The 13,990-nt window shown below is 32.5% G+C and carries 12 protein-coding genes; 4 read left to right on the forward strand and 8 right to left on the reverse strand.

Annotation, left to right across the window (positions count from 1 at the left end):
* Positions 1 to 138 precede the first annotated feature (138 nt).
* Entirely contained in the window at positions 139 to 1,416 is a 1,278-nt protein-coding gene (locus tag AAH949_RS07840) for an MFS transporter (RefSeq protein ID WP_134237877.1), read from the forward strand.
* Here AAH949_RS07840 and mutY read toward each other — a convergent pair.
* The 6 genes from mutY to AAH949_RS07870 all read right to left on the reverse strand — a co-directional run bounded on the left by mutY (position 1,402) and on the right by AAH949_RS07870 (position 8,361).
* Complete coding sequence (mutY, locus tag AAH949_RS07845; protein WP_348518422.1) at positions 1,402 to 2,418, reverse strand: A/G-specific adenine glycosylase; 1,017 nt, start codon at positions 2,416 to 2,418, stop codon at positions 1,402 to 1,404. The genes AAH949_RS07840 and mutY overlap by 15 nt on opposite strands.
* Before the next feature lie 41 nt (positions 2,419 to 2,459).
* Positions 2,460 to 2,882: a Sua5 YciO YrdC YwlC family protein gene (locus tag AAH949_RS07850; RefSeq protein ID WP_348518423.1), complete on the reverse strand. Its 423-nt coding sequence runs from the start codon at positions 2,880 to 2,882 to the stop codon at positions 2,460 to 2,462.
* Complete coding sequence (gene carB / locus AAH949_RS07855) at positions 2,879 to 6,148, reverse strand: carbamoyl-phosphate synthase large subunit (protein ID WP_348518424.1); 3,270 nt, start codon at positions 6,146 to 6,148, stop codon at positions 2,879 to 2,881. Before carB ends, AAH949_RS07850 begins: the two co-directional genes overlap by 4 nt.
* Before the next feature lie 83 nt (positions 6,149 to 6,231).
* Positions 6,232 to 6,912 (reverse strand): RsmD family RNA methyltransferase, encoded by a 681-nt coding sequence (locus AAH949_RS07860; protein WP_348518425.1) that lies wholly within the window; start codon positions 6,910 to 6,912, stop codon positions 6,232 to 6,234.
* Positions 6,905 to 7,288 (reverse strand): ornithine carbamoyltransferase, encoded by a 384-nt coding sequence (locus tag AAH949_RS07865; RefSeq protein ID WP_134237872.1) that lies wholly within the window; start codon positions 7,286 to 7,288, stop codon positions 6,905 to 6,907. Before AAH949_RS07865 ends, AAH949_RS07860 begins: the two co-directional genes overlap by 8 nt.
* The gene (locus AAH949_RS07870; RefSeq protein ID WP_348518426.1) at positions 7,285 to 8,361 is read right to left on the reverse strand and encodes a DUF5644 domain-containing protein; all 1,077 of its coding nucleotides are present in this window, start codon (positions 8,359 to 8,361) and stop codon (positions 7,285 to 7,287) included. Before AAH949_RS07870 ends, AAH949_RS07865 begins: the two co-directional genes overlap by 4 nt.
* A 93-nt stretch (positions 8,362 to 8,454) precedes the next feature.
* Here AAH949_RS07870 and AAH949_RS07875 point away from each other — a divergent pair, with 93 nt between their 5' ends.
* The 3 genes from AAH949_RS07875 (at position 8,455) to dcuC (ending at position 11,952) form a co-directional block, all read left to right on the forward strand.
* Entirely contained in the window at positions 8,455 to 9,276 is an 822-nt protein-coding gene (locus AAH949_RS07875; protein WP_348518427.1) for a thiamine-phosphate kinase, read from the forward strand.
* The gene (gene truD, locus AAH949_RS07880; protein ID WP_134237869.1) at positions 9,245 to 10,354 is read left to right on the forward strand and encodes a tRNA pseudouridine(13) synthase TruD; all 1,110 of its coding nucleotides are present in this window, start codon (positions 9,245 to 9,247) and stop codon (positions 10,352 to 10,354) included. The genes AAH949_RS07875 and truD overlap by 32 nt, the downstream gene beginning before the upstream one ends.
* A gap of 134 nt (positions 10,355 to 10,488) precedes the next feature.
* Entirely contained in the window at positions 10,489 to 11,952 is a 1,464-nt protein-coding gene (gene dcuC, locus AAH949_RS07885) for a C4-dicarboxylate transporter DcuC (RefSeq protein WP_348518428.1), read from the forward strand.
* Here the strand turns inward: dcuC and AAH949_RS07890 are convergent.
* Both AAH949_RS07890 and galU read right to left on the reverse strand, forming a co-directional pair.
* Positions 11,942 to 13,168, reverse strand: coding sequence for a glucose-6-phosphate isomerase (locus tag AAH949_RS07890; RefSeq protein ID WP_134237867.1), 1,227 nt, complete (start codon positions 13,166 to 13,168; stop codon positions 11,942 to 11,944). The two genes, dcuC and AAH949_RS07890, sit on opposite strands and share 11 nt — an antisense overlap.
* Positions 13,162 to 13,986, reverse strand: a complete 825-nt coding sequence (gene galU, locus AAH949_RS07895) for a UTP--glucose-1-phosphate uridylyltransferase GalU (RefSeq protein WP_348518429.1) — start codon at positions 13,984 to 13,986, stop codon at positions 13,162 to 13,164. The genes AAH949_RS07890 and galU overlap by 7 nt, the downstream gene beginning before the upstream one ends.
* Positions 13,987 to 13,990 lie beyond the last annotated feature (4 nt).

The raw sequence follows: 13,990 nt of genomic DNA on the forward strand, positions 1-13,990 counted from the left end.
ATTGGCTGTAAAATTTTAGTCAATAAAGTTAAATTTTGTAACATTAAAGATAAAAATCATCTGAAAATATTTTTAATCCCATTAAAATGAAAATTAATGCTATATACTGAAATTTTTATCAAAAACTAAAGGAGAAAAATGACACACTCAAACACGCAAACACTCACCAGATCACAAAAAATCCGCTCAATCATCGCCGCAAGTAGCGGAAATTTAGTAGAATGGTTTGATTTTTACATTTATGCTTTTAGTGCGACTTATTTCGCTCACACTTTTTCAACTTCTGATAATCCTTTGATTCAGCAAATCAACGCTTTTGGAGTTTTTGCTGCTGGATTTTTTATGCGTCCTATAGGTTCTTGGCTTTTTGGTTCTTTGGCTGATAAAGTGGGCCGTAAAAAATCTATGGTAATTTCAGTGATTTTAATGGCTTTGGGATCTTTTATGATTGCTGCCTTGCCAAGTAAAGATATAGTGGGGGATTTTGCCATTATTTTACTTTTACTTGCAAGACTCATACAAGGACTTAGCGTAGGTGGAGAATACGGCATAGCAGCCACTTATCTCTCAGAACTTGCTACAGAAGGCAAAAGAGGATTTTATTCTTCTTTTCAATATGTAACTCTCATTGGCGGACAACTTTTAGCAGTGGCTAGCATTAGCATTATGTTTTTATTTTTTAGCGTTGATGAAATGAAAGAATATGCTTGGAGAATTCTCTTTGTAATTGGTGGTGTTTTAGCTCTTGGCTCACTTTTTGTGCGAAAAATTATGAATGAAAGTGCCACACAAATTCACAAACACGAAGATCGTGGGACTTTTAAAGCTTTATTTAGAACTTCCTTAAAACCTTTTTTACTTGTTCTTGGCATTACTGCTGGTGGATCTTTGGCCTTTTATACTATCACAACTTATACTAAAACCTTCATAGAGAATGCAGGTATGGATAAAGTGATAACAAATAATCTTTTCTTAGGTGCTTTGTTTATTTTAATGATCATTCAACCTCTTTTTGGTCTTTTAGGCGATAAAATAGGACATAAACAATCTTTGATCATTTTTACCATCTTAGCTTTCTTTGGAATTTATCCTATTTTTATGTTTATTGATACTTATGCGCAAAGTTCAGCATTTTTAATTTTCATCTTGGTTGTAGTTTTATTTGCCATTTTAAGTTTTTACACTTCAGTTGCAGGAATTTTTAAAGCCAAACTATTTCCTGAACATGTAAGGGCTTTGGGTACTGGCTTGGGCTATGCAATATCTAATGCAATTTTTGGCGGTTCAGCACCATGGGTAGCTTTACAATTTAAAAATGCAGGGATAGAAAAAGGCTTTTTTGTCTATATCGCTGTGCTTATTTTATTTATGTTTATAGCGACTTTATGTTTGCCTAAAAAATCAGAGCTTAACTGATTTCAAAGCCTTTAAAGAAAGTGCCGAAAGTGCGGTGCTTTCCAATTCTTCTAAACTTTTAAATTCATAATTTCTATCTTCATCTTTTAAAATTTGATGATAGATTTTTATATTTAATTTATATTTAGTGTAGCTGTGTTTAAATTCGCCTAAGAATTTTGCATTTTCAAAAACGATTTCCTCTTCTTTGAAAAAAGGAAAATTATACATTCCTTTATAGAGTTTATCTTGACTTTTTTGCACACCAAATTTGTGTTTAAATTCAAGCAAAAAAAGCTTTAAATTTAGATTTTCATAAATGATTTTTTTCTTTTTTCCATAAAGCTGCGGCTCATATTTACCTTTACAAAAGTCATACATTGGACAAATTCCACATTTTGCACTTTTTGGTAAACAAACCAAAGCTCCAAGATCCAATAAAGCTTGATTGTGATTAAACGCATCATTTAAATTTAAAAGTTTTTTAGCTTTGATTTCAAGTTCATTCATACTGGGATTTTTTAAAGCAAAAAGGCGTGAGAGCACACGCGAGATATTGCCATCAACAAAAGACACTTTTTCATCATAACCAAAACAAGCAATCGCCCCTGCAGTATAAGCTCCTATACCGCTAAGACTTTTTAAATCTCTAACCTGTCTAGGAAGTTTACTATTAAATTTACTCACACATTCCAAAGCCGCTTGTTTCAAATTTCTAGCACGGCTATAATATCCAAGGCCTTGCCAAGCCTTTAAAAGCTCATCTTCATCACAATCAGCCAAACTTTGCAAAGTAGGAAATTTTTGTAAAAAAGGGAAATAAAACTTTTGCAAAACAGATTTTACTTGCGTTTGCTGAAGCATAATTTCACTGATATAAACCCCATAAGCTCTACTAATATCCTTTAATCTTTCATCGCAATTTTCACTCTCTAAATTCCGCCAAGGCAAATTTTTGCGTCCGTTTTTCTCATACCAAAGGAGTAAATTTTCTTGTAAAATTTTAATTTGTTTTAACACCACTTTTTAAAGCTTTCTTTTGTGATTATTTAAATTATAAAAAACTACCGAATTTTTTTTAATTTTCCACGATTTAGTTTTATAATTTTTGATGGAGTATTTTCAAAAAAAACCTCATCAAGCACCACATTGGCTACACTTCTAGCCCAAATTTCATCAAATTTTTGTCCATGTTTGTTAGCAGAAGATGAGTAAAAATAGCCATTTTCTTCTAAAAATTTCGCATGAGCACATTCTTTTACTATGCGAATGGCTTTTGTATTTGGATAAATAAAAGTCGTTTTTTTGGCACGACGCACTAAATTTTTAAACCCACTTGGGACTCTTGCTAAATTCTTTAACTCACTAAATTTCGCAGAAGTGATTAGACAAGGCTGATCTTTAGCCCTGCCCTTTAAAGCATTAAGTTCTTTTAAATCTTTACTCAAAAATCCCGCTGTAGTATCGGTTTGTGCTAGATAAATCAAGCCTTTAAATACTCCTGCAAGCTTTTCACTTCTAGATAGCTTTTGCTTTGTATTGCTTTGATTGATTTTGCTCCCGCAAAGGCTGAGCGTAAATTTGTAAAATAAGGGATTTTAAAACGGATAATATTTTCACGGATTTTTTTCGTATCCCCCGCAAAACTATGACTATCACTTGTATTAATCACTAGCTGAATTTCCCCATTTTTTAATCTATCTTCAACATTTGGACGCCCTTCTGAAATTTTATGCACAAGCTCACACTCAAAACCATTTTCTAAAATTTCTTTGCAAGTTCCGCTTGTAGCCATAAGTTTAAAACCCAGCTTTGAATACTCGCTTGCTAACTTTTTAGCATATTTTTTATCTTTTTCTTTTAAAGAAATAAAAACCACGCCATTTTCTGGCAAATGATTAAAAGATGAAACTTGACTTTTTGCAAAAGAATTAGCAAAATCTTTGCTTATCCCCATTACTTCGCCAGTTGAACGCATTTCAGGCCCTAGCTCTAAATCACTTCCGCTAAGCTTTGCAAAAGGAAATACCGCTTCTTTAACGCTAATATATTTTGAAGATTTAGGACGCAAAATTTTGCCATCAAAATTTACCACGCTAAAAGCATCGTAAAATTTCAAAGCTTCTTTTAAATTTCCTTGCCACATCACACGCGTTGCAACTTTTGCTAAAGGTACTCCCGTAGCTTTACTTACAAAAGGCACGGTGCGACTTGCTCTAGGATTAACCTCTATCATATAAAGTTCGTTTTCATAAATGGCAAATTGTATATTTAAAAGTCCTACAACGCCTAAATTTAAAGCAATATCTGCGGTTTTTTGCACAATTTGCTCTTGCATTTTTTCATCGATATTACAAGGTGGCAATGAACATGCACTATCGCCTGAGTGAATCCCAGCTTCTTCAATATGCTCCATAATCCCAGCCACATAAACATCTTTTCCATCACTTATAGCATCAACATCAATTTCAGTTGCATTATCTAAATACTGATCGATTAAAACAGGACTTTTATCACTTACATCAACCGCTTCTTGCATATAAAGTCTAAGCTCAACCTCATCGCTTACAACACGCATTGCACGCCCACCCAAAACATAGCTTGGTCTTACAAGTACAGGATAGCCAATTTCACTAGCTTTTAAAACGGCTTCTTCTACGCTTGTAGCGGTAGAATTTTTAGGTTGATTAATACCAAGTCTTGTGATAAATTCAGCAAATTTCTTTCTATCTTCTGCCATATCAATCACTCTAGCACTTGTGCCTATAATCTTAGCACCAAAAGCACTAAGACGTTTAGCAAATTTAAGCGGTGTTTGTCCGCCAAAATGCACTATAAGCCCATCAGGCTTTTCGCGTTCAATCACCCCACGCAAATGCTCAAAATCAATAGGTTCAAAATACAGAATATCACTCGTATCATAATCGGTTGAAACGGTTTCAGGATTACAATTATACATAATGGTTTTTATACCCATATCTTTTAATGCAAAAGAAGCATGCACACAAGCATAGTCAAATTCAATTCCCTGTCCTATACGGTTTGGTCCACCACCTATAATCATCACTTTTTTCTCTTTTTTATCTCTTGCTTCATTTTTGCTTTGAGTAAGTTCACTAACATTTATGCTTGAGTAAAGATAAGGGGTTAAAGCTTCAAATTCACCCGCACAAGTATCAACTTCGCTGTATTCTGGGATAATTTTTTGCTTCATTCTTGCATAATAAATATCGTTTTGACTTAATTCTAAATTGTCCTTTAAATTTACAAGCAAAGCAATCATTTTATCAGAATACCCCATAGTTTTTGCTTTTCTTAAAAGAGTTTTATTATTTAAAATATCCATATCAATTTGTTCTTCAAAATCAACAATTTCTTTAATTTGCGTTAAAAACCAAGGATCAATTTTACAAAACTCATGCAATTCATCAACACTAAAACCTTCTCTAAAAGCTTGCGCGATATATAATAAACGCTTTTCATTGGCATTGCGAATTTTAAAGATAAGATCGTTTTTATCTTCAAATTTTACCCTATCAAAACCGCTCAAATTTCTCTCTAAAGAACAAAGTGCCTTTTGTATGCTTTCTTTAAAAGTGCGACCAATCGCCATCACTTCGCCCACACTTTTCATCGCCGTACCTAAAGTTGTATTTGCACTTGGGAATTTTTCAAAAGTAAATCTTGGAATTTTCGTAACAATATAATCAATCACTGGCTCAAAACTAGCAGGAGTTGCCGTAATATCATTTTTAATCTCATCTAAGCTAAAACCCACTGCCAAAAGCGTAGCAACTTTGGCTATAGGATAACCTGTTGCCTTAGAAGCTAGAGCACTTGATCTTGAAACTCTTGGATTCATTTCTATAACTATCATTCTACCATTGCTAGGATTTATAGCAAATTGCACATTACTTCCACCAGTATCAACGCCAATTTCACGCAAAATAGCAAAAGAAGCATTACGCATGACTTGATACTCTTTATCTGTTAAAGTAAGCGCGGGCGCAACTGTGATACTATCTCCTGTATGCACGCCCATAGGATCAAGATTTTCTATACTACACACGATGATACAATTATCATTTTTATCGCGTATGACTTCCATTTCATATTCTTTCCACCCTAACAAACTCTCTTCAATGAGAATTTCGTGTATTGGAGAAAGGGCTAAGGCTGTATTTGCTAGTTCTTTAAACTCGTCCATATTATAAACCACGCCACTTCCAGCACCACCTAAGGTATAAGAAGCTCGGATCATCAAAGGAAAACCGATCTCTTGCGTAGCTTTTAAAGCTTCGTCATAATCATACGCATACATGGATTTTGGCAAATCCATACCGATTTTTTTCATACACTCTTTAAAGACTTGGCGATCTTCACCTTTTTTAATGGCTTCTGGATTGGCTCCTAAAAATTTCACATCACCCAAAAGTCCGCTTTCATAGACTTCCATAGCCACATTTAAAGCCACTTGTCCGCCCATAGTCGGTAAAATAGCATCGATTTTTTCTTTTTTGATGATACTTAAAATACTTTCTTTTGTTATTGGCTCTATGTAAGTTGCATCAGCAAATTCAGGATCCGTCATAATGGTCGCTGGGTTTGAGTTTATAAGTACAACACGATAACCTAATTCTTTCAAAGTCTTAGCCGCCTGAGTGCCAGAGTAATCAAATTCACAAGCTTGACCTATCACAATAGGCCCACTTCCTATAAGTAAAATATTTTTTATATCAGTTCTTTTTGGCATGAGTATTCCTAGCTAAATTTAATTTACAAAACTTGAAATTATAACAAAAAAAGGCTTCTATTAAGCAAAGCGAAACAAACTTTTTAAAAAGTTTTATCTAATTTTTCGTAAAAACTTAAACTCGTCGCGCCAAATTTCTTTAGCTTAACTCGGGTAAAATTACAAAGATTTTGTGGAGTTGTTATATAAGAATGATGCTCGATAATAAATTGAACAAGGTGCGTTGTGTTTAAATTTTCAATTAAAGCATAAACTCTTTCATAAATATCACAAAAACCCTCACGGATACTAAAAGGCGGATCAAAGTAAAGCACAAATTCTTGCTCGATTTTTTCAACAAATGTGGGTAAAATTTTAAAAGTATCCCCATGCAAAACGATTAAATTTTCATCAATTATCTTAGCATTTTGCGCAGCGATCTCATAAGCTTTTTTATCAAATTCTATAGCATAAGCTTTTAAAGCATTATTACTCAAAGCTTCTGCTGCCATCAAAGCGCTGCCACCAAAAGCTTCAATGAAAATTTTATCCCTTAAATTTGTTCTTAAAACATTAAAAACACAAGCTTTGACAATACTTTTTGTACTTCTAGTAGTTTCAAGGCTAGGTAAGCGAAGTTTTTTGCCTTTAAATTTACCACTCTCTATGAACGAAAAAAGTTTTAGATCTTTTGTGTTTTTTTGATTTTTTTGAGATTTTTTTTTCTCTTCTTTTTTATCAAATTTAGCCAAAAAATCTTTTACGCTTTTAAAATCATTACTCATCTTGCAAAGCTTTTAAAAGTTTGTCGCGGAATTTAAGGGCAATTTTTCCAACTTCTTCTACGCATTCTTGATACATTTGTTTGCTTAATTCATCAATTTTTTTTTCTAAAACCTTCTTTTTTTTCTCATAAATTTTATCAGCTGTGTAACAAAACCCACTGTAAAACTGCTCTAAAGTTGCAATGAGCTCTTTTTTGCTGAAAGGACTTTGGAGCAAAGAAGAGTCACTATTAACGATAAATTGCGGTATAGAAGAATTTAACTTAGTATCTGTGATGATAAAGTCACAATCCTTTTTCATCACCAAATATTCTTTTAAAAATAATTGCAAGGTTCTTTCCGTCAATACATCTTTACACTCTATGCAAATTTTCATACCAAACTCACTTTTAGACAATGCTCTTTTAAGCTTGGATTTTGAATACCTTGTATAAGACCTAAAAATTCCATACGATTTAAAATATAAAAATCCTCAAAATTCCTTCCGCTGACTTGCATTAATTTTTTTGCACAAGTATCAAACATATAAAAATCTTTCACTTTATCGACAACCAAAAAATCACATCCGCTATCATAAGCATCCAAAACAATATTTGCAGCCATTTTATAAGCTAGTTCGCTATCTAAATTTAAAAGCTCATAGCCACTATTTTTGTCTGCATTTTCAAAATCGATAAATTTAGCCAAAAGCTGAGTTTTTAAGCCTTCACAAGGCTTAAAACCATAGCATCCTATATTAAAATTTTCAAAATAATGCTTTATATTTTCAAATTCTTTTTTTTGACAATTATTTTCTTTGTGTTTTATTTTCTTATCAGGATTTAATAATTTTTCATCAAACATATTTAGTTTTAAAATTTCTTCTTGAAGACTTAAAATAGCACTTTCAAGCTGAATATCATCGCCTTTGATATGATAAAAAATTCCTTTTTCTGTATCAGAAATAATTTTTAAAAATTTCATTTTCTTATCTGGATATTTTTCTATCATTTCAAACACAAAATAAAACAAAGCATCACCCATATATTCAGGATGAAAGGCCAAAATCTCACTCGTATAATAAAAATGCTCCAAATTCTCATACAAACGCTTATCTTCAGAACTTACCAAAGAAGCTACATGATCGAATTTAGCCAAAAAATCGCTTTTGTCAAAAATAAAATCCTTTTTGGCTCTTTTGGTGCTTAAAGGCTCTAAAACAAGTTCTAAGCCAAATTTTTGGACAATATATTTTAAAGAAGCACAAAGTTGCATTGGAGTTTTGTTAACAAAAATATAAGCATTTTGATTTTTCTCAAAATCAAAATAAATATCGTCCTCTTGCACCCCTAAAAATAGATCATAAAGTGTATTAAATTTTTCATAATCATCATAAACATAAGGCTTATAATAACTCTCATAATCCTTGCTTTGATCAAATCTAAAAAGGCGTAATTGTAAGCTTTTCATAAGAAATCCTAAGTGAATTTTTCTTTCAATTATATAAAATTTTTTTAAACTATAAAAGTAAGATTTAAAAGGAAATTTTATAAAATTTTTCCCATGAATAAAGAAGATTTTGTAATTAAAGCCTTTTTAAATGAAAAAAATGGTGATGATGGTGCGATTATCGATAATTGGTGTTTTAGCAAAGATTTATTTTGTGAAAATGTGCATTTTAAAAGAAAATGGTTAAATTTAGAACAAATTGCTACAAAGGCTATGCTTGTTAATATTTCAGATGCCATTGTGATGAATGCGAGACCAAAATACGCACTTTTAGGACTTGCTTTGCCTAAAAATTTAAGTTTTGATGAAATCAAAGCTTTACAGAAAGGCTTTTTAAAAACTGCTAAAAAATTTGACATAAAAATCATAGGTGGTGATACAATAAGTAACGATAAAATAGATATTAGCATCACCATCATTTCTAAAATAGAAAAAAATGCGGTTTTTAGAAAAGGCTTAAAAAAAGGACATTTGCTAGCTTACACGGGAGAATTAGGGCAAAGTTTAAAAGGACTTGAAATTTTGCAAAATGGCGGGATTTTAAGTTCAAATCATCGTTTTATAAAGCCAAAATTAAGAGCGGAATTTTTTTATGAACTTGCGCCTTTTATAAGTTGCGCTATGGATATTTCAGATGGTCTAAGTAAAGATTTATCAAGGCTTTTAGCACAAAATAAATGCGGTATTTTATGGTTTAGAAAGCTTGATAATTACATACTTTATAGCGGTGAAGAATATGAAATTTTATTTGGTTTTGATGAAAAAAATCGCAAAATTATAGAACAAATTGCCAAAAAGCATCGTGTAAAATTAAATATTTTTGGTAAAGCAGTGAAAGGAAAATATGAATTTAGCGGAAGAGAACACCATTTTTAAACCCTTATACACTTTAAAACACAGTCCTATTAATGCGTATTTTAGCAAAAATAGCGATGATTTTGTGGTACGCGAAAGGTCTTTGTATGAATTTAGCGGCAAAGGCGAGCACTTAATTTTACACATTAACAAAAAAGATTTAAGCACGAGTGAAGCTTTACGAATTTTAAGCCAAATATGTGGGGTTAAGATGCGTGATTTTGGTTATGCGGGGCTTAAAGACAAGCAAGGAAGTACTTTTCAGTATATCTCTATGCCTAAGAAATTTGAAAATGAACTTACAAATTTTTCGCATCCTAAGCTTAAAATTTTAGAAACTTTTACTCATGAAAATAAGCTAAGAATCGGGCATTTAAAAGGAAATTCTTTTTTCATCCGCTTAAAAAAAGTTTTACCAAGTGATGCCTTAAAACTCGAACAAGCTTTGATGAATTTAGACAAGCAAGGCTTTGCGAATTATTTTGGCTATCAGCGTTTTGGAAAATTTGGGGACAATTACAAAGAAGGGCTTGAAATTTTGCGTGGCAAGAAAATGAAAAATGTCAAGATGAAAGAATTTTTAATTTCGGCTTTTCAAAGCGAGCTTTTTAACAGATATTTAAGTAAAAGAGTGGAATTATCACATTTTGCAAAAGATTTTAGCGTGGCAGAACTCATTCAAATTTATAAAATCAGTAAAGAAGAAGCAAAGCAAATTAAAAATCAAAAGCAGTTTTTTAAGCTTTTAAAAGGTGAAGTTTTGGGACACTATCCTTTTGGAAAATGCTTTTTGTGCGAAGATTTAGAAAGTGAGGTATTGCGTTTTAATCAAAGAGATATCAGTGCCATGGGACTTTTAATCGGAAATAAAGCTTATGAAACGACTCAAGGTTTAGCTTTAAATTTAGAAAATGAAATCTTTAAAGATGCTTTAGAATTTAAATCTAAAATGCAAGGTTCTAGGCGTTTTATGTGGGGATATTTAGAAGAACTTAAATGGCGATATGATAAAGAAAAAGCCCATTTTTGTATGGAATTTTTCCTACAAAAAGGCTCATATGCTACGATTATTTTAGAGGAGATTTTGCATCAAGTTTAAAAAATTTCACGCATACAACAATCCATCTTTAAAGCAAGTGACTAAATTCTATATAAAAAATTTCAAAGAATTTTTGCTATTATAAAATTCAAATTTTACGCTATAATAAACCTATTTTAAATAAAGGAAAAACTATGCCAATTTTTATGATCTTTTCCACGCTTTTAGCGGTTGTAGCCGTGGCTTATTATGTGCTTAAAAAATACAATCCTATTTTTGTATTTTTATTTTCAGGGCTTATTTTGCTTATTTTTGCTTTTTATGTTTTAAATGTGCCTATACCAAAGGCTCCTAGTAGAGAGCATACAAGCATTTTAAGTGTATTGTTAGATAGTTATGCTTTTATAGTAGCTACTTTTAAAGAGCAGCTTAGTGGTACAGGGCTTATCATTATGAGTGTGGCAGGTTTTGCAGCTTATATGAAACACATTAACGCTTCAGCAAAACTTGCATTTTTGGCTAACAAACCACTAGGAAAAATTAAAAATAAATATTTGATTTTAAGCGGAACTTTTGTTGTGGGTATGGCTTTAAAAATCGTTATTTCAAGTTATACAGGACTTTTGCTTTTGCTTTTAGCTTGTATATATCCTGTTTTAATTTCTTTAAAAATTCGTCCTATCACAGCTGTTTGTGTGCTTTCACTCATCGCGCTTGATTATGGGCCAAAAGATGCAAATTCTATAACTATGGCAAATATGGTGGGACAAAGTGATAATGTCGTGGGACTTTTTTTAAATTATCAATTTTATAGTGTGATTTTTTATGTAGTAGCTATTGCAATTTTAATTCCTTTTTATTTTGCTTGGATAGATAAAAAAGACAAAGAAAAAGGTGTTTTAAATGATGATGTGGATATTCCAGAAATCATTGATCCAAAATGCCCTACGATTTATATTTTCTTTCCATGGCTTCCTGTTGTATTTTTATTTGTAACTTATTTTTTAGGCATAAAACTTGATGTTGTAAGTGCGAATTTTATCAGCATTACTATAGTTTTTATCATTGAATTTATAAGACATAAAGATGCTAAAAAACTTGGTGAAGATGTGGTTGTGATTTTAAAGGGCATGGCTGAAATTTTCGTAAGCGTGGTAAGCATATTAATCGCCGCAAGTGTTTTTGCTAAAGGCATAGAATCACTAGGTGGTATCGGTGTTTTAGTAGAAGCAATGAAAAATTTCGGAAATGATAGTTCTTTTGCATGGGTGGCAGTGCTTGCTTGCATTGTGATTTTAAGCTTTTTGGTGTATTTTGCAAGTGTAATTATGGGTAGTGGAATAGCTGCTTTTAATGCTTTTGGTAAATTAGCACCTGATATTGCTACAAAGCTTGGAGTTGCACCTATAAGCTTTGTTTTACCTATAGAAATTGCTTCTTGTTTAGGGCGTGCTGCAAGTCCGATTTCGGGTGGAATTTTAGCTTTGGCAGGTTTTGCAAAAGTAAATCCTATGGATATCATAAAACGCACCATGCCACTTTTGCTTATCGCTATGGTAATTAATATCGCAGTGGCTTTTTACTTCGCACAAACAAGTTCTACAAGTTTAGAACAAAATGCTACAAATTCACAAGCTAGCTTAGCATTTAACGGCTAAGCATATTTTTTAATATAAGCTTACCTACCTCAACACCTGGTTGATCGTAGGTATTAATACCAAGCATTACCCCACAAGCTGAAGTGAAAAGCTCGTAATAATACATCAAATACCCCGCATGCCACGCATCAAGATTTTCAAGCTCGATTAAATCCACGCTTAAATTTTCAGCAATTAAAGCGTGTATAGTCGCATCGCATTGAGCATTTAAAAGATCGTGTAAATTTACTTTATTTGTAAAATCACAAGATTTTAACGGTTCAAAACTGATATCTGGGATGATAGGGGACTTTTGGCTATCTAAAATTTTGATGAAAGTAACTGTTTTATCCTTAGGTCCATCCATGATAAGCTGTAAAAAACTGTGCTGATCTCTAGCGCCAATTAATGCAACAGGAGTTAAGCCCACTCTTTTATAACCCTTCTTTTTGCCTAAAGACTCAGCAATTAATTGCACATACCATTCATTAAAACCCTTAAAAGCATCACTATAGCTAAATAAAACATTAATATGCGCACTTTTATGAGTGCAATAATGATAAGCTTTTTGCAAAATCTCATCTTTTTTATGTTCAAAAAAATCTATATAGCAAGCTTTTGCACCTTCTAAAAGTGCCCTTGTATTATAACCACAAAGCGTTAAAGGAATGATGCCTATGGCTGATAGCACACTAAATCTTCCGCCTACATTTGAAGGGATAAAAAAGGTTTTTACGCCCAAATTTCTGCCAAGCTCATCAAGTTTTGAAAGCTCATCGGTGATAAAAACAAAAGATTGTTTTAAATCTTCATTTTTGAAATCAAAATAATGCACGATAAGCTTAAAAAGCGAAACCACTTCTATCGTAGTGCCTGATTTACTTGCTATGATAAATAAACTCTCTTTAGGATTGATTTTACCAAGCACATTGCTTAGGCTGTGGGCTGAGGTATTATCGATGATAAAAAGCTCTACATCGTTTTCTTTCTCATCAAATAGCATCTCTTTTAAAGCCTTTACCCCACAACTTGATCCGCCCATGCCTACCAAAATAATATTTTTTATATGGCTTAATTTTTTTGCAAATTCTTTACATTCATCAATCAAATTTAAGCTTGTATCCACAAGATGATAATAGCCAATCTCCCCACTTTGCACCTCATCATTAATGCGACTTGCATAAGCGCTAATGGCTTGCAAATTTTGGGATTTAAAAAATAAAGAATTTTTTAACATTTGCTTTTTCCATAAAAATAATTTGTCGCTTCCACAAAACCTTCTACGCTTCCACAATCAAATCTTTTACCTTGAAATTTATACGCTAAAACCATGCCATCAGTTGCTTGAGAAAGCAAGGCATCGGTAAGTTGAATTTCTCCATTTTTACCCGCTTTAGTATGTTCTAAAATGCCGTAAATATCAGGGGTTAAAATGTATCTTCCTATGATAGCAAGATTACTTGGTGCATCTTCTGGATTTGGCTTTTCAACCATAGAATTTACCATGATTAAATTATCTTCTACAAAATTTCCAGCAATTACCCCATAACTTGAAATTTGTTCCTTAGGAACTTCCATTACTGCAACGATGGTACAGCGGTATTTTTCGTAAATTTTTACCATTTGAGCCATGACATTTACACCTTCTTCATTCACGCACAAGTCATCGGCTAAAATAACACCAAAAGCTTCATCGCCGGTTAAAACCTTAGCCTTCAAAACCGCATCACCAAGCCCTTTCATCTCGTTTTGTCGGGTAAAAGTAAATTTGCAACGATTGATAAGAGTTCTAATCTCACTTAAAAGGTATTCTTTTTTAGAACCTGAAATTTGATGCTCTAATTCATAAGAAATATCAAAATAATCTTCCAAAGCCCTTTTTCCCCGTCCTGTAATAAAACCCATAGTTTCCATACCTGCTTCTAAAGCCTCATCTACTCCATAGTGGATTAAAGGTTTTGTGAGTATAGGTAGCATTTCTTTTGGTAAAGTTTTTGTCGCAGGTAAAAATCTTGTCCCATAGCCCGCTGCTGGGAAAATACAAGTTTGAAGCATTCAT

This window comes from Campylobacter sp. CCS1377 (assembly GCF_040008265.1).
GTDB lineage: Bacteria > Campylobacterota > Campylobacteria > Campylobacterales > Campylobacteraceae > Campylobacter_D.